Consider the following 15,374-nt stretch of genomic DNA (forward strand, 5'->3'; position numbering starts at 1 on the left):
TCCTTTCAAACAAAAAAGGACACCAATCCCGCTAATGCGTGATCAGTGCCCTCGGTTTTTCCGATAAGCTTATATATTAAAATTTAAAAGTTCGTTCTAACTTTCCATGACATGGCTTTCCGGCTTGCCAATTAATTATTTGTGCCCCATATCCATCCTCAGGTTTTGGAACTTCTTTTAAAACTCCGTCTTTGACTATATACGTTGCATTTTTCTTCAAATCTATTTCAGCCGTCATTTTCTCTGTATTTACGTTCACCGGAATCCCTCCCGTGCTATAATAAAGTTAGCCCACATTGCCGGGAGAGATCCTGGCTTTTTTTATTTTTCCTCCATCACTCCGGTCAATTTTTCGTAAATAAACCTTCTCGTACCTGGACCGCCTTCATTCATCCGTTCGATGCATTCTTTTATTGCGTTCTCATACCGTTCTGACTTGGCTTGCAATTGTCCAAACCGTTCTAACAACTCCCAATATTCTTGGTTAAATTTTCGAAATAAAGACAACACCGATTCTTCGCAGTCAATAACGGTTTTTTCATACATTTCATATCTTTCGGTTGTTGCATTTTCTGCATAGACTGCATTATGTTCAATCGATCCGAGATAACCATTTATTTTTTGTAATGCATCACTCATTTCGCCACCTCCACTTTTACACCAACCACTTCCAATGCCGCCAAGCAAATAGCGAGTGGGGCGGTTTCTGCAAATGCTGAATAATATTTGCCAAAAGGGCTATTGTCTATTTCAGCCAGATACCGCATCCATTTCGGAACACCGTCATCTTGTGGTATTACCGTAATTTTTAACTTCTCCACCACTTGCCAAGCGTCTTGAATCCATTCAGTAGGTTTAAAGGTTCCCCAATTACCTTTCTCGTCAAACACAGCTACAACATCATCATTACTTACTTGTTCATCTATCTTCCACCCCATCACTTTCTCAGCAACAAGCCGATCAATCTCTCTAAGGTTCATTCCGATCCCTCCAACAATCACGTAATAAATCACCGTCCTGAAAAATGTTGCCGATGACTTCTGTTTCAACATCTGATAAAAGTTCGTCAAGCAAGTCTCCTTTCAATGATTCAACGTAAAATGCGCCTTGTTTATAAACAATTTTATCTATTGATTCACCATTATCTGATTTCACAATATCGCCATCATAAATCTCCTTACCGTTCTTGTCTTTTAGACCCGTAAACGGCAACAAAACGATTTCATCTTCGCCAAATCGATACTTGCGTATCTCGTCACGATCAACCAGATATATTTCAACTTCGCTGTCTAAAAAGTCGATGCTCAATACATCAGCTAATTGTCCAAGATGTTTTACGAAAGCACGAAACTTAATCTCCATTTTTTTTCATCCTTTCCGACAAGAAATTCAGCAAATGCTCCCTGATTCTCCATGCCATCTTCTGCCCGATGCCTGGAATTTCTTCGAGTTTCCCTAGCCATTCCATCATGATTTCTGTGTCTTGTTTCATTTGCTGCTTGGCACCGGCAGAAAAGCCTTTATTCCAAGCTTCCATCAGTTTTGGATCTAAAGGAGAAGTATGTTTCTTCTCCCGTTTCAGTTTGCGGAGTGTGCTGCCCATCATTATCACCCTCTCACTTTCGGAATCTCGCTACCGCCCAACCTCTTGCAGTCCATCCCGAACCGGCTTGAGCACCTTCTGTAAAAACTGCAACGCAGCATGCAAGTCATAACCCTGTCTTCTTCCTTCATCCACGCCGGCCGGTCGTCTGCGATCAAGACGTTTTGCATTTCTCAATCACCCCTAAATAATCTAGTAAAATACCATTCTTTGATTTTACTAAGTTGCAGTTTTCAACGAACCATTCATACGGAATAGATTTTCTTCCGCCTTTTTCGGCTTCATTCCACCACTTTTCAAGTTCACTTAAAGTCAGAAAATAAACTTCCTGTTTCTTTGTAAAATCAATAAGCAAGAAGCTGATCCCACTATTGTTTTTCCACTGTTTAAGAAAATTAAATTGATGTTCCTCTATGTTTGAGAGAGGGAAGCGTGTCCTCTCTCTTGTGCTCTTTGCATCAAATGCGATTGCCCGACCGTTGTATATACCAATAAAATCCACCGTTGATTTCTTTTCTGGAAAAGCACTAACGATCTGTTTGCCTTTTCGGATAACTTTCCAAGGTGTTGCGACTTTTTGAATGGTTGCAATACCTTTCATGAAATATTGTTGGTTCGTTCTCTCGATCAGATGTTCAAAGCTCATGCCGCGGTTTGCATAGCTGACTGCCATTCCATCACCCTCAATAGTTAGAATCTTGCCTTCTATGATTCTCGGCATTCTTTTGCATGTATGCCGCCTCAATCTGTTCCCATGTGAAGCCGAGCATTTCGCCAAGAATATAAAATTCTTCAAATAAATTAATCCAATCGATAGGATGTACTAGTTTATTAACATTTTCGAAAACTAATAAAAATTGCTGAGTAATATCCGTTTCATCTGATGTTAATTCATCCCATTTAGTTTCCGTTCCGTAAATTTCTGGTATGTTCAATTCCAACCCAATCGACAAGATGAAGTGAAGCGCGTCTGCGAATTCTTCAAGGAGTGGGTTTTTAATATGCTCCGGGCCAATGTTTTTAAATCCAATGTCGTCTGTTGTGCGGTTCACTAACACGCGTGTTCTTGGAACTTGGTCATGACTCCAAAACTTAAATCCACGCCATTCTTGACAAAGTTCCCCAAGCTCCACCATCAACGCAAGGATTTTCTTCGCCAGCCGATCTTCACCGTCTTGTCGTGGGTGTTGTTGTTCTATTCGTTCATCCAGTTTTGCTTGTAATTCGAATAAGTGACTTAAGTTCATTTTGATTCCTCCAAAACTTGTTTTGCTGTTTTTCCGTTATCACGCAATATTGGTTCATAATCATATAAAGTCGCTCCATGATAGACCAACCATTTTCATATAACAATCCTCATTACAGGTACGAAATGTCGTATGATATTCGTCAGTTTTGTCTAACTCTGTTCCGCAATACTCGCATACAAATTCTTCACGCTCTTTATCATCCAATACAAACTCTCTGCACTCTTTATCACTCATTCCGCCGCCCCCTAAAATAGCATTCCGATCAAAAATCCCAAGATAAATCCTACCGACATGGCTAGTATTGAAAACACCGCATAAGTCAGAGTGTATGTTCTCACGATTGCACCGCCCTTTGAGTTGCGAGAATATGTTTCAAAGTATAGTAATCCAAATCGTATATTGATTGCCCTTGATGTTCATGAACTCCTAGATCAATTAGCTGTCTAATAACAATTTGCCGCTTCAACTCCTGGCTAAAAGAAATGGTTTCAATCCTCAATCTTTGACATCTCCTTCCCGATCTTGATTCTCTCTGCTATATACATGTGTTCTAGTTCTCCAAGTGAGAGCTCGTACAGCTGCCTGCCATCTTCCGCCTCGTAAATTTCGTGATTGATCAGCCAATCAATTAGATACTTCTTTCGCTTCTCTACAGCTTCTTTCGCTGCCATGCTGCGCCTCCTTTCTTTTCGTTAGTTCCATGAACCATTCACGATCATTCGTATCTAGCGCAATGTCAATCAATATGTTCAAATCATCGTCACTAATAGATTGATCAAGTTTTTCAACACGATAAGATTCAAACATGCCGAGATTGTTTCGATATCCATAGAAATATTTTTCATCGCTATTAATAAATTCCGTGTAAATCTTTCTTAGATAAACATTTTCAGATTCCGAAATATAATCAACGTACCCATAAACATAACGTTCATTGACCTTAACTCTCACCCAATCCCCGACATTGATCACCTACTACACCTCCTAAATCCGCCCTCTTCTCCCTCGGCAAATCGCTAATATCGCCACTTCGTCTGGATCACGCTCAAAATGTTCAGCAAGTTCTTGCACGATCTCAAAAGATGTTTTTCCATCCTTTTTCAGCTCTTTCCAAAGCCGGTCAAATTCCTGCACTTCTTTCGAATCCCAAACAAAATTGAGATTTTCGCAAGCTATATAAATGCCGTTCCTGCATTCCGTCATATACCGATTTTCAATCCCCGCAACAGCTTTCGCTTCTGATGCCAAACCGTTCATATGCTTTTTCAATCCTCCTTCTGTTTCGCTTCATACGCTCTTCAAAAGTGCTGTTTCTGCAAGTACAAGGCTGTATCTTCCATACGCCGGGAAACATCTCTGTATATGTTCGGCCTAAGCCGTGGCAGTGTTTACACATTTCCATCACCTTCCTGTCTAAGCCTCTTCTTTCTATAGTCATCCGTAAACAAATCAATAAAATCAGATTTTTCGTACATACGACTTGATGCACGTTTCCCGACTACTTCCGGCAATGTTATGTCATCAAAATTTGTTGTATATACTGTTGATTTTCCCTTTCTAGCATTTACAAGCTTTGTCCATTCGTTGACATGCCAGGAAATATCAGCTTGTTTATTTGTTTCTAACCCAACATCATCTATAACCATGACATCAAAACTCTTAAACTCTTCATAAAACCTTTGATAGTTTGTATCATTTCCGAATGTTTGTTTAATAAGACCGAAAAGGTCAACTGATTCAATGTAAGCTGTTTTAATTCCCTTGGATTTTGCTGTTTTGGCAATCGTCTTAGCAAGATGTGTTTTCCCAGTTCCTGTTGATCCCATTATCAATAAGTTTTTTGTTTGCTCATTAATGATTGTTTTTGTATATTTCATTGCTGTATCTAGCGCATTTTTGGTAATCTTGTTATATGTCTCGTAATTTTTAAAACCGCAAGCATCATCTTCATCTATGCGATACCATTTGTTGAGGATTAATTGTTTCTTCCGGTTTTCCAATTCTTGAGTAATCTCTTTTGAATATTTTCCTTTCATGCAATTTGAACAAATTTCCGAAACGCAATAACTATCTTGTTTATCTTCCGATATAAAGGTAAAGTACCACTTAAAAACATTCGGACGTCCACACTTAATGCATTTTTCATGTTTCATCTCAACATTTTCTATTTTTCCGACTAGTTCTGGCCGACATTTAAAAAGTAAATGTTCAACACGATGTAACCCTAATAAATTTAGAACTGTAGTGAATTCCATACAAACACCTCTTTAGTAAGGCATTTCTTCAATCATTTTTCTCAATTCGTTATCATCTATCATTTCAGCTCTTGCCTCAGCAGCAGCTTGTCTCCTTCTGCTTTCTTCTCCTTGATCAAATAGTGACCGTTTTTTATTTGAAGGGTATTGGATTATTTTCGATTGTTCGTAACGTCTTTTTTCTTTCATGACATCATCAACCGTAAACAATTTACGCCTGTACCAATCATTCAAAATTCGTTCTAAATATCTAAAGGGTACTTTAGGATTTTTTAAGGCTGTTTCTTTAATCGCTTCGCAAATAATTCCTTTATTTCCGTTGAAATCATCTACCCATTTCCATAAACTTTCCATCTGAATTGGCGTTAATGGATAAAAGTTTTTTTCGTAAAGTGTGATCGGGTTCTCTTCTTCTTCTTTCTTTAATATTTCTTTATCATTCTTTACATTCTTATCATTCTTGTTTGTGTGCATCTGATGTTCATCTGATGTGCATCTGTTGTGCATCTGATGTTCAGTTTCTTGATACTCATTCCAGTTAACTATTGATACAATGCTAAATTTATTTGTTTTTTTGATGTGCAACATTTGCATTTTTTCTAGATTATTTAAGTATCTCCACCATGTCGAATCATTCAATTTTAATTTAGGTTTTACTCCTGTGTTTAAATCATCAGATAATGACTTTCTACCTGTGATAAATTCTCCAGGTTTTAGCTTAATAACCTGATTCCCTATAATAACTTCTCTGTCCTTATGTGTTGCTTTCATTAAGCAATAGAGCCATAATTTTAAATAATAAGGGTCTTCCCATATAGGACTATCCACTATTTTCCTATGAAGCTTAATCCACCCTTGCATATCACCTCGCCTCCCTTGAACAAAAATTATTTCTTCTTGCAAACCGCCTTCATTCCATCAATCTTAATCAGTTCCAATTCTGGATGCGTAATTTTCAAGTAACCTATTACATAACGTTTGAACAGAGAAGGGCGATTTCTCGCTCCTTCCGTCAGCCAGACATAGCAATCTGGAATGTCAACAATACACTTCATGAGCTTTCACTCAATCGAATGGAAGTTCATCTTCATTTATTTCTATTTCTTCCCCTTCCAGCATTTCTGCAACTTTATTTTCTTCCTTAGGCTTCTCATTTTGCGTCTGTTCTTGTTGTACATGTTTGTTTTGCTCTTGTTGCTTCACAGCTTCAAACATCAGCTCGATGCCTTTCTTGATAACTGGATCCGTGCGGTCTTGTTTAAGCAGCCATTCGAGATAGTCCGGCTGTGCTTTGTAAATCTCTTTCAATGTCTTGCCTTTATGTTTTCCAAACGTTAATTTTATTTGTGCCGCATCCTGTGCGGTCATTGTTTCGACTTGTTCCGTCTGAATGTATTCCTGCATATCTTCTATGTCTTGTGTAAAAATTTCAGAAAGACTAGCAAGTGTTAAAGTAGCGTCAATCTGAGATCGTTTTTTCGCCATTTTTAAGCAAGTATTGGCTAGTGTATATGGGTCTTGATTGATGTATTTCTTTTCCTTTGTGTTGCAATGTCCAACCCCTTCCGTTATTTTTAAACCATTTTTGTAGATGAAACACTTAACGGTAAATGCAAAGAAGCCTTTCTGATAGTCTTGCACTCGCTCAACCACTTCAAATTCACTTGTAACACCGAACATCATTTGAATTTTCTCGGCTCCGGGCTTTAAAAGTGTTGGTTTTGATGTCCCTGGAATTATTCCGTAATCATGATTAGCTTTTAAAGTGTTTTGGATAACCATTTGAAATTGATTAATCTTAGAAAGCGTGTTTTGAACAGTTCCAATATCAACAGAGTCTATAATTGACAAAGAATTGACTTGGTTTTGGTTTTGAAGTGCATTTTCAGCCATATCATTCAACCTCCGTTTTGTAAGTGATTGTTTCTGGTTTAACCTCAACACCAGGAACAATTTGCCCGTTTTCATCAACGACAACTTGTTTTCCGTTCACTTCTGCAACTTGCAAGGTCTTTTTCAAATCAGCCCATTTCAGCGATGGCTTGATATATTCATCCATTTTGTTGTCAATTACATGCTGCAAGATTGCTTTTTCGTCTGCTTTTTCCGGCTGCGCTTTCGTTTTCCTTGCTTTTGACTTGCCGTATGGAGTACTCAATGTTTTGGCTTTAGGATCATCTTGCAAAACCTTCGCATGATATTCCGAAATGAGTTGCTCAAAAAATTCAATGTTTTGCTGAATAGATTTCTTTTGTTCTTCCTCCCAGCGATCGATGCGCTCACGTTCAGCTTTGGCTAATTCAGTGATTTCATTTTCCTTCGCTTTGTATGCAGCTAATTTTCTAAATGTCCAATTTAGACTGTCTATCCCAGTTATTTGGAAACGTTGTTTTTCTTCGTCACGTTCCATTTCCCATTCATTCAATTCAAACTCTTGTAAACTGTTCATTCGTCAATCCCTCCTATTGAAAATTGATCAGTGTACCGATATACTGTAAGTAACAACATATTTTTTGACATTGAACTCACTTTGCCCGAGTGAGTTTTTTCATGCTTCTTCGATGTTTAATCCATAAACATCATGCAAATATTCTGTTAAATTTTCCGCATGAATTTCTTCAAATCGGTTCCAATCGATAAAAACCCTCTCCCCTTCAAGAGGCGTACCATAACGGTCAACCTTCACTGGTTTTTCAGGCTCCGGATAGCCTGTCCGCAACGTTCTCGTGATCGCTGGATGTTCGATCATTTCATTTCCTCCTTCAAGATTTTTTTGTTCAATGCTTCCTTGTAATTCATAAGTCTTTTGTGACGATGAAACCATCGTTCATCCCTTTTGGTAGGATGTATTGCGCCTTGTTCTGCAACCTTTCTTGTGTAGTACGCAATATGTTTCACGTTTTTGTCCATTCAATTTACCTCCTTTCATTGAGTTTCCTTCCAAACAACCAACAATCCACCAGCTACAAACAGCAAACCCCAATATGCTAGAAGCTCGATCATTTCATTCCTCCAAGCACCCTGAAACCCGCTGATACCAATGCATCCAAGAATTGTTTTTCCGTATGGATTTTTTTCATAGTCTCTAATGATCGAATCATGTCGTAACATCTGGAAATTGCCATGTCGTATTTTTGATCAATTGCTTTTCCTTCGATCTCTACAAGAAGATCACGTACACATTCCATTTCTTTTACCATCTGTTTGTAGTAGCGTTTTTCGTATGCGTTCACAGCTTGCCCTCCTTCAAGAGTTCATCGATAGAGCCATACAGAATAGCACCTATTTCTAACACGTCTCTAAGCTCGTTTTGGACGTTTTTGAGCTCCGAGATACTTTTATCCTTCGCTGCAAAAACAACCTCATTTAGGGCTTGTACGGCTTCCTTAATTTCCTTAAACAAGACTTCCTTTAAAGCTGATGGATGCGGATCCACTTCCTTGAAACGGTTCCTAATCCACCCGCATGTTCTCTCGTCGATAATTTCTAAAGCTACCCGCCAGTTCATCCGTGATGCTGCCGGATCAAGATGTTCAGGCCATTTTCTTTCTCCTGATTTCATCTTGCTTAAGTATGTAGGATCAATGTGCAGTGAACTGGATATATCCTTTTGGCTCACCCCCATTTCCTTCCCGTAATCCAAAACTGCGTCAAGAATGCTCATCTCTCATCTCCCTTTCGTCATTTTTCATTGATTTATTGTTGTCTGGAATTGTTTTATATTTGTAACAAGCTATTTAACTAGCTTTATTAATTAATAGCCTGAAAGTTTCTCGCCCTTTTGGTGTGATCAGGGTTTGAACGTCCGCTTTTCCGTTACGCTCCCATTCTTTAAGTTGGAAAAGTTCAGGTACATATTTTGCATAAGGTTTTAACTTGCCTTTTTGATCGCGATAAACATATTTTTTACTAAGAAGCCAGTTAATAAATTCACTTTGCTTAATGTGCAATTCTTTTGCTGTGTCTCTGAAATTCGTAAGTAAGTTTCGGTCAACGAGAGCGTCAAAATATTCAGCTTTTGGCTTCATAACTTCGATTTGTTCGTTTTGCTTTCTGACAAGTGCTAATGTAGCTTTAAAAGTCATTTTTGTTTGTTCGTCAGCATGCGGTAGATAGGTTTCTATAAAAAGATCATCATTCGCTACATAGCCGCCTGTTTTTCGGATGGACGGTAGGACTTCTGATGTTACCCAATGCTTAAATTCTTTAGCTTTCGCTTGGATTTCTCTGTTATTGCCTTGTTTGGCAGCGCCGAAAATCAAACTGTAGAGACCTGATTCATTAATGAATTTCTTTCGTTGCTTTCTTCCCAGCCTATCGATGACCTCGTGGACCGCTAGGTCATCTTCATCAACATGGTTTTTGAGAGCATCGTAAGGATTCCCAAAACTTAATGATTTTGCGGCTTCGATACCGCCAAACCATTCAACATTGTTTACAACCAATATTGGCAATTCGCCAAATATTTCGTGATTGAACGTTTGCAACTGATTCATCAGATCGCCTCCTTTTAAAGTTTGTAGGAATTCACTCGCTTCCTGTCGAATATTGACAACGGAAGGAGGTGGAAATATGGCTAACAATAAACAAACGTCAAAATCTGTGGCCAAAAAGGCTAGTAAGATTCTTAGAGATGGCCGTTATAGTAAAACTTCTAAAAGTGTTGCTGGCAGTGCACTATCCCAAACTAAAAAGAAATAACTTGAATTTTCTCTTGCTGAAGTTCAATGGATACAATCATTGAACTATTGATGATTACTCGGAATGTGTCAGACTTCACGCCAATGAAATCTTCTGGCACATTCTTCTTTAACCACTCGGGAATATCTTTTGTTAATTCAACTTGTTCATATTCATCACCAGTAACAAGAACCAATTTTTTTACTTTTATTTAGATCGCCTCCTGTTCTTTTTTTGATGAATCTTTAAGGAAAAGCTTTGCTGATCTTTTAGACAAGAAGTCTTTGAATGTTTTGAGAGTGTGTTGCTTGTTCGTTTTGTACACAACACGACATCCATTAAAGACTTCTTCTTTGATCTTGTCGTGGTTCATTAGATCACCTCCCCGCAAGTAAGAAAGTAGTTGCGGCTTATTCATCTTGGTTAGGCCGAATTGTGCGTAACGCTTAATTTTTTGTTAAAAAAAATTCTTACATCAACATTTAAAGCTTTCGCTATTTTTTCAAGATCGTCTACAGTCAATCTGATTTTTCCTTTTGAAACATCTGAATACCAAGCGACAGTTTTATTACAAGATCGGGCTAAATGTGTTTTAGTAACACCTCTGGAAACCCGAACTTTTTCAACTCTAATATAGATTGGTTCCAAAAAAGCACCTCCTTAAAATTTAAGCGTTTCGCTTATTTGTCTTAAGTATATATTAAGCGTTACGCTAATGTCAACATCTTTTTAAGCTTTTCGCTTAAAAAATTTAACAATACGCTTAAAAATGTTATATTTATTTTGAGGTGGAAAACATGTCTGATTTAGGAAAAAGATTAAAAGAAGCAAGAAAAAAGAAAAAGTTAACGCAAATAGAAGCAGCGAAACTTTTAGGTATATCAAATGGAACTTTATCTGGTTATGAGCGAAATTATCGTGACCCCGACACTAAAACTTTAGAAAATATGGCTAATCTATATGGTGTTTCCACCGATTATCTATTAGGAAGATCTGAAAACAAAAAATCGGATTGGGATTCAAAGCTTCCAGAACTAACAGAAAAAGAAGAGCGAGATATCGCAAAACAACTTGAAAAAATACTCGAAAGCATGGATTCAGATACAGCTCTAGCCTTTGACGGTGAGCCAATGGACGAGGAAACAAAAGAATTGGTTAAGGCAGCGATCGAAAGCAACCTAAGACTAACCAAACAACTTGCTAAGAAAAAATTCACTCCCAAAAAATATCGTAAAGATTAGGAGTGAGTTTCTTGAATTGGATTATGCGGACATTAGATAGAGAGATTAAAAAACACCGGACAAATAATCCTTTTGAAATTGCGAAAAACAGAAATATCATTATTAGATATTTTCCTCTTGGTCAAACATTGGGGTTCTATATGAAAAATGTTCGCCATCAGGTGATTAGCATTAATAATGATATTAATGACCAATTAAAAAAATTTGTATGCGCCCACGAATTAGGGCACGCCATTTTACATCCAAACGAAAACACGCCGTTTTTAAGTAAAAACACATTAATTTCGAAAGATAAAATAGAGACACAAGCTAATTTTTTTGCTGTTAGGTTACTTTTATATGATAAAAATTTAGAAGATTATGAAACAAAATATGATATTTTGCGAGAAAACGGGATTCCGTTTGAGATGGAGAGATTTATTTAATGGGGTGAGGTTATTGTTTTTTAATTTTAGAAAAAAAGCTAAAGGATACTCTCATAAAAAATCAAATAATTATACGGAATTTTCCATAGAAGCTTTAATGGAAAAACAGAATTCACAGGAATTTAAATTAAAAAAGAAAATTGGTGATTTAAGAAATAAAGCAGAATCTATTAATGATAGAGTTGAAAAGGAATCTATTTTATTAAAATGTGAATCTATGGCACAGAACGATCCAATTGAATTGCATTTTACATATTCTGGATTAATCGAATTATATTACGGTCAGAGAGAAGAATGGGAAAATTCATTAGAAAAATGTATTCAATATTGTAAAAAAGACATTTCATTATTTCCATCATTTAAAAAAGAGTGGATTAATGACGAAATTTTTAGATTAAAATGTCTTTTAAGTATGTATGAAAAAGGCTCCGAGGAATATAAGAAAAGGGAAAAAGAATTAAACAATTACGAATGGAGGCCTCCAAGAATTCCTTCTTTTCAAAGGTTAGCCATTATATATGAAAAGTTAGGTAAATATGAAGACGCCATTAATGTTTGTAACATAGCAATTTCATATGGTTTACATGATGGAACAAAAGGAGGATTTGAAGGTCGTATTGAAAGATTGAAAAAGAAAATATTAAAAAATTAATTATAATAGGAGGAATATTACAATGGAAGCAAAAGGCGTAAATGGTCAATTAGAATTTACAGGAAATAAGGTTGTTATTAAGAGAAAAGGAATGCTTGCGAAAATGACACAAGGCTTAAAAGGCGATAAAGAAATCCTTGTTAAACAGATTTCATCTATCCAATTTAAATCGGCAAACATGTTGACAAATGGTTACATACAATTTTCCTTCTCTGGAGGAAAGGAAAATAAAGGTGGTCTTTTCGACGCAACTAAGGACGAGAATACCGTCATGTTTAACAAAAAACAGCAACCTGATTTTGAGAAAATAAAGGCAGCAATTGAAGAGAAAATAAACGAACTACATCAACCTACTGCACAATCAGCGCCTGTCGATGTTGCGGATCAAATCAAAAAATTAGCCGAATTAAAAGATTCAGGTATTATTACAGAAGAAGAATTCGAGGCTAAGAAAAAACAATTACTCGGTATTTAATCATGCCCTTTTGGGCTTTTCTTTTAAAATATAAACCGAACATATATTTCATAGGAGGAATTTACATGAAAGAAATTATTTATTTGGATACAGGAGTTATCCATTCGTATATTGCTCAACAATTCGACGGTTTACCTACTGAAACTAGTAATGAACGCGGAGAAGAAATTAATGATACAAACGAAAAGGAATATGGATACAAAAGTGGTACGTCTCTTGAAACAAAAATAAAATCTGGAAAATTTGAGATACCAGTGCTCTTAAAAACACCTGAAGGCGAATTAAAATTGACATTACAGCCTGGTAGATTTTCTTCTGAAAAAGCAGTTATATCTCAAACTGAAACTGGCAAAGAAATTATTTCAAAACAATTACATGATAATGCTCTTGAAACCTTTATTAAAAATAATGAGTTTTATTCAACAGAGGATCCAAATATAGAAGGAAAATTTGTTAAATGTGTCTCGGAGTTTAAAATTATTGACTTTAAATATTTAAAAAATATCTTACAATCTGATAAATTACTAGAATTTATGTTTATAGAGCAAGAAGAAGAAATGAAAAAAATGAAAAACGATGTTGACCAAGATAATGGTAAACATAAAACTATTTTAAGAGAAGCATTGAATCATTATAGAAGCGAACTTTCAAATTCTAAAAAGATTATGAAAAGTCAATTGGATTTTATTGAAAAAGCAATTAGTTATTTAAATGATATCTTACCAACTGAATCATTTATGATAATGCGAGATGCAATTGCCCCTCTAAAAAAAGAATATTTAAGAGAAACAGCTAAGGAATTAATGTTTAAATATGGAGCCTCAAGCTCAAGTATTCATGTAACAATAGTAGGAAAGGTTACAAACAAAATAAAAAGTGTTAAAATACCTGATTTGACCAAGGACCCATTTTTTGAATTTCCGAATATAATAAACGCTGTTCTGCATCCACTCGGTGTTATTAATGAAGGCAATTTAATTATTTCACCTATTGCTATTTATTTCGAATAAATTTAAATGATTGTCTTCTTTTATCCATGAGTTTCTTATGATCAATTATATCGTTGTGAATTTCATCAAACCTTTTTTGAGCTTGAAGTTCTTGTGCAATCAATTTTTTTGCTGCGCTCTTAAACGTATCAGTGTTTTTCTTTTTCATTTCGAACATAGTAAACACCTCCCAATATTAATATAAGCATACCACATAATAAAATATTCAAACAAATTCGTTTTTGTTAAGTTTTTTTGATATTAATCCTTTTCTCTTTGAAAAGGACTCTTTTTTAAAAAACTAACACGAACATACATTCTGAAAGGAGAAAAAAATGAAAGCAGCACTATATATTCGTGTAAGTACGCAAGAACAGGCTATCGAAGGGTATTCTATATCATCACAAAGACAAAAATTGACTGCATACTCCTATTCTCAAGGATGGGAAATAGTTGACTATTATGTTGATGAAGGGAAAAGTGCAAAAGACTTGGATCGTCCTGAGTTGAAAAGAATGTTAGATGACATCAAACAACATAAAATTGATGTTGTTTTAGTTTATAGGTTAGATCGTATAACAAGATCTGTGATGGATTTATATGAACTACTAGGAATTTTCGATAAATATCATTGTAAATTTAAATCCGCTACAGAGGTTTATGATACGACAAGTGCAACTGGGCGATTATTTATCACTCTCGTCGCTTCCATGGCGCAATGGGAGAGAGAAACTATTGCCGAAAGGGTTAGCATGGGTATGGCTGAAAAAGTACGTCAAGGTGAATGGCATGGCTCTGAAGCTCCATATGGATTTTACTATAATAGCGAAACGAAAGAACTTGTAATTGACGAAAGTGAAGCTCATGTCGTAAGGGATATATTTACAAAATATTTGGACGGTTTGAGCGATCGAAAAATAGCGATATATCTAAACGAAAAAAAGGTTCCGACAAGAAAGGGTGCGAGGTGGAGAGAAAACCGAATACGATACATACTGACTAATCCAATTTACATTGGAAACTTACGGTGGGGCGTTCGTGTGAATCGAGAACAAGCGTTTCAAGTGGAAAATGCAGTTCCAGCTATCATCGACAAGGAAACGTTCGAAAAAGCTCAAATGATCCGGAATTCGAGAAGACGATTTCACGGGAGACAAGCGACTAGCGATTTTATTTTTTCAGGAGTTTTGAAATGTGCTAGATGTGGATCCCCAATGAAAGGACATACACGCAAATGGAAAAATAAAAGGAATAAATCATATAGATGTATAAAAGTTCTGTTCAATGAATGTGACATGCAACTTATTTCCGAAAGAATCATTGAATACCAGTTTTTGAAAGCTGTCAAAGAACTGATTTTCAAAGAAATCAAGATTGAGACAAAATCTTCCGATCAACATATAGACAAAGAAAAAATCATCAAAAATTTGCAAACTGAGCTAAATAAAATAGAAGAGCGCCGCAAAAAGTGGCAATATGCTTGGGTTAATGAGATGATCGACGACAATCAATTTAAAGATAGAATGAATGAGGAATTAATCAAAGAACAAGAGATTAAACGTAAATTAGAGGACATCAATGTTGAAATAGAAGAATTTGAAATGGATAACGAACTAAAAGAATTGATGTCTGATGCACTCGAAAATTGGATAAGACTTGATGATCACGAGAAAAAGCAGCTTATTCAAATTGCAATTGCAAAAATTGTTGTTGAAAAAGTGCCGGCCAAAAAAGTATTAGAGAGGGCTAAAATTCTTGAAATAGAGTTTAATTAACTTTTTTACTGTCTATTATACAAACAGGC

General features: G+C 36.1%; 31 protein-coding genes. 7 read left to right on the forward strand and 24 right to left on the reverse strand.

Annotated features, from left to right (window positions below):
* Positions 1-76 precede the first annotated feature (76 nt).
* From NSR00_RS17805 to NSR00_RS17910, 22 genes are all read right to left on the reverse strand, one after another.
* Entirely contained in the window at positions 77-259 is a 183-nt protein-coding gene (locus NSR00_RS17805) for a DUF3954 domain-containing protein (protein WP_340790109.1), read from the reverse strand.
* A 62-nt stretch (positions 260-321) separates the two neighbouring features.
* Complete coding sequence (locus tag NSR00_RS17810; protein ID WP_340790110.1) at positions 322-639, reverse strand: hypothetical protein; 318 nt, start codon at positions 637-639, stop codon at positions 322-324.
* Positions 636-980, reverse strand: a complete 345-nt coding sequence (locus NSR00_RS17815) for a BC1872 family protein (RefSeq protein WP_340790111.1) — start codon at positions 978-980, stop codon at positions 636-638. The genes NSR00_RS17810 and NSR00_RS17815 overlap by 4 nt, the downstream gene beginning before the upstream one ends.
* A complete protein-coding gene (locus tag NSR00_RS17820; protein ID WP_340790113.1) occupies positions 970-1,362 on the reverse strand; it encodes a YopX family protein in 393 nt (130 codons plus the stop codon). Before NSR00_RS17820 ends, NSR00_RS17815 begins: the two co-directional genes overlap by 11 nt.
* Complete coding sequence (locus NSR00_RS17825) at positions 1,352-1,606, reverse strand: hypothetical protein (RefSeq protein ID WP_340790114.1); 255 nt, start codon at positions 1,604-1,606, stop codon at positions 1,352-1,354. Before NSR00_RS17825 ends, NSR00_RS17820 begins: the two co-directional genes overlap by 11 nt.
* Before the next feature lie 151 nt (positions 1,607-1,757).
* Entirely contained in the window at positions 1,758-2,276 is a 519-nt protein-coding gene (gene recU / locus NSR00_RS17830; RefSeq protein ID WP_340790116.1) for a Holliday junction resolvase RecU, read from the reverse strand.
* A 10-nt stretch (positions 2,277-2,286) separates the two neighbouring features.
* Positions 2,287-2,850, reverse strand: a complete 564-nt coding sequence (locus NSR00_RS17835; RefSeq protein WP_340790118.1) for a dUTP diphosphatase — start codon at positions 2,848-2,850, stop codon at positions 2,287-2,289.
* A gap of 60 nt (positions 2,851-2,910) precedes the next feature.
* Positions 2,911-3,087 (reverse strand): hypothetical protein, encoded by a 177-nt coding sequence (locus tag NSR00_RS17840; protein ID WP_340790119.1) that lies wholly within the window; start codon positions 3,085-3,087, stop codon positions 2,911-2,913.
* 100 nt (positions 3,088-3,187) lie between these two features.
* Positions 3,188-3,352 carry a hypothetical protein gene (locus NSR00_RS17845; RefSeq protein WP_340790120.1) on the reverse strand — a complete coding sequence of 55 codons (165 nt, stop codon included), beginning with the start codon at positions 3,350-3,352 and terminating at the stop codon, positions 3,188-3,190.
* Positions 3,342-3,524 (reverse strand): Fur-regulated basic protein FbpA, encoded by a 183-nt coding sequence (locus NSR00_RS17850; protein WP_327873612.1) that lies wholly within the window; start codon positions 3,522-3,524, stop codon positions 3,342-3,344. The genes NSR00_RS17845 and NSR00_RS17850 overlap by 11 nt, the downstream gene beginning before the upstream one ends.
* Positions 3,478-3,825, reverse strand: coding sequence for an IDEAL domain-containing protein (locus tag NSR00_RS17855; RefSeq protein ID WP_340790121.1), 348 nt, complete (start codon positions 3,823-3,825; stop codon positions 3,478-3,480). Before NSR00_RS17855 ends, NSR00_RS17850 begins: the two co-directional genes overlap by 47 nt.
* 12 nt (positions 3,826-3,837) lie before the next feature.
* Positions 3,838-4,110, reverse strand: coding sequence for a hypothetical protein (locus NSR00_RS17860; RefSeq protein WP_340790122.1), 273 nt, complete (start codon positions 4,108-4,110; stop codon positions 3,838-3,840).
* A 131-nt stretch (positions 4,111-4,241) separates the two neighbouring features.
* Positions 4,242-5,108: an ATP-binding protein gene (locus NSR00_RS17865; protein ID WP_340790125.1), complete on the reverse strand. Its 867-nt coding sequence runs from the start codon at positions 5,106-5,108 to the stop codon at positions 4,242-4,244.
* 12 nt (positions 5,109-5,120) lie between these two features.
* Positions 5,121-5,969 (reverse strand): DnaD domain-containing protein, encoded by an 849-nt coding sequence (locus NSR00_RS17870; protein ID WP_340790127.1) that lies wholly within the window; start codon positions 5,967-5,969, stop codon positions 5,121-5,123.
* Between the two features lie 26 nt (positions 5,970-5,995).
* On the reverse strand, positions 5,996-6,163 hold the full coding sequence (locus tag NSR00_RS17875) for a hypothetical protein (protein WP_340790129.1): 168 nt from the start codon (positions 6,161-6,163) through the stop codon (positions 5,996-5,998).
* 10 nt (positions 6,164-6,173) lie between these two features.
* Entirely contained in the window at positions 6,174-7,001 is an 828-nt protein-coding gene (locus NSR00_RS17880) for an exodeoxyribonuclease X C-terminal domain-containing protein (RefSeq protein WP_340790130.1), read from the reverse strand.
* Position 7,002: 1 nt separating this feature from the next.
* Positions 7,003-7,557 (reverse strand): host-nuclease inhibitor Gam family protein, encoded by a 555-nt coding sequence (locus tag NSR00_RS17885; protein ID WP_340790131.1) that lies wholly within the window; start codon positions 7,555-7,557, stop codon positions 7,003-7,005.
* Between the two features lie 99 nt (positions 7,558-7,656).
* Positions 7,657-7,857, reverse strand: a complete 201-nt coding sequence (locus NSR00_RS17890) for a hypothetical protein (protein ID WP_340790132.1) — start codon at positions 7,855-7,857, stop codon at positions 7,657-7,659.
* The gene (locus NSR00_RS17895) at positions 7,854-8,018 is read right to left on the reverse strand and encodes a hypothetical protein (RefSeq protein WP_340790134.1); all 165 of its coding nucleotides are present in this window, start codon (positions 8,016-8,018) and stop codon (positions 7,854-7,856) included. The genes NSR00_RS17890 and NSR00_RS17895 overlap by 4 nt, the downstream gene beginning before the upstream one ends.
* Before the next feature lie 89 nt (positions 8,019-8,107).
* On the reverse strand, positions 8,108-8,341 hold the full coding sequence (locus tag NSR00_RS17900; protein ID WP_340790136.1) for a hypothetical protein: 234 nt from the start codon (positions 8,339-8,341) through the stop codon (positions 8,108-8,110).
* Positions 8,338-8,772, reverse strand: a complete 435-nt coding sequence (locus NSR00_RS17905; protein ID WP_340790138.1) for a hypothetical protein — start codon at positions 8,770-8,772, stop codon at positions 8,338-8,340. Before NSR00_RS17905 ends, NSR00_RS17900 begins: the two co-directional genes overlap by 4 nt.
* 73 nt (positions 8,773-8,845) lie before the next feature.
* Entirely contained in the window at positions 8,846-9,604 is a 759-nt protein-coding gene (locus tag NSR00_RS17910) for a phage antirepressor KilAC domain-containing protein (RefSeq protein WP_340790140.1), read from the reverse strand.
* 76 nt (positions 9,605-9,680) lie between these two features.
* Between NSR00_RS17910 and NSR00_RS17915 the strand changes: the two genes are divergently transcribed.
* Positions 9,681-9,809 carry a hypothetical protein gene (locus tag NSR00_RS17915; protein WP_340790142.1) on the forward strand — a complete coding sequence of 43 codons (129 nt, stop codon included), beginning with the start codon at positions 9,681-9,683 and terminating at the stop codon, positions 9,807-9,809.
* A 402-nt stretch (positions 9,810-10,211) separates the two neighbouring features.
* On the opposite strand, the gene NSR00_RS17920 is transcribed toward NSR00_RS17915, so the two are convergent.
* The gene (locus NSR00_RS17920) at positions 10,212-10,436 is read right to left on the reverse strand and encodes a helix-turn-helix domain-containing protein (protein WP_340790143.1); all 225 of its coding nucleotides are present in this window, start codon (positions 10,434-10,436) and stop codon (positions 10,212-10,214) included.
* Between the two features lie 149 nt (positions 10,437-10,585).
* Between NSR00_RS17920 and NSR00_RS17925 the strand changes: the two genes are divergently transcribed.
* From NSR00_RS17925 to NSR00_RS17945, 5 genes are all read left to right on the forward strand, one after another.
* Positions 10,586-11,029, forward strand: coding sequence for a helix-turn-helix domain-containing protein (locus NSR00_RS17925; RefSeq protein ID WP_340790145.1), 444 nt, complete (start codon positions 10,586-10,588; stop codon positions 11,027-11,029).
* An 11-nt stretch (positions 11,030-11,040) separates the two neighbouring features.
* Complete coding sequence (locus NSR00_RS17930; protein ID WP_340790147.1) at positions 11,041-11,454, forward strand: ImmA/IrrE family metallo-endopeptidase; 414 nt, start codon at positions 11,041-11,043, stop codon at positions 11,452-11,454.
* A complete protein-coding gene (locus NSR00_RS17935) occupies positions 11,432-12,106 on the forward strand; it encodes a hypothetical protein (protein WP_340790149.1) in 675 nt (224 codons plus the stop codon). Before NSR00_RS17930 ends, NSR00_RS17935 begins: the two co-directional genes overlap by 23 nt.
* A gap of 22 nt (positions 12,107-12,128) precedes the next feature.
* Entirely contained in the window at positions 12,129-12,581 is a 453-nt protein-coding gene (locus NSR00_RS17940; RefSeq protein ID WP_340790151.1) for a DUF4429 domain-containing protein, read from the forward strand.
* Between the two features lie 65 nt (positions 12,582-12,646).
* Positions 12,647-13,591, forward strand: coding sequence for a DUF6414 family protein (locus NSR00_RS17945; protein WP_340790153.1), 945 nt, complete (start codon positions 12,647-12,649; stop codon positions 13,589-13,591).
* Here the strand turns inward: NSR00_RS17945 and NSR00_RS17950 are convergent.
* On the reverse strand, positions 13,575-13,748 hold the full coding sequence (locus NSR00_RS17950) for a hypothetical protein (protein ID WP_340790155.1): 174 nt from the start codon (positions 13,746-13,748) through the stop codon (positions 13,575-13,577). The two genes, NSR00_RS17945 and NSR00_RS17950, sit on opposite strands and share 17 nt — an antisense overlap.
* Positions 13,749-13,905: 157 nt before the next feature.
* Between NSR00_RS17950 and NSR00_RS17955 the strand changes: the two genes are divergently transcribed.
* Positions 13,906-15,345: a recombinase family protein gene (locus NSR00_RS17955; RefSeq protein ID WP_340790157.1), complete on the forward strand. Its 1,440-nt coding sequence runs from the start codon at positions 13,906-13,908 to the stop codon at positions 15,343-15,345.
* Positions 15,346-15,374 lie beyond the last annotated feature (29 nt).

The sequence above is a fragment of the Aeribacillus sp. FSL K6-8394 genome (assembly GCF_038008865.1).
Classification (GTDB): domain Bacteria; phylum Bacillota; class Bacilli; order Bacillales; family Aeribacillaceae; genus Aeribacillus; species Aeribacillus composti.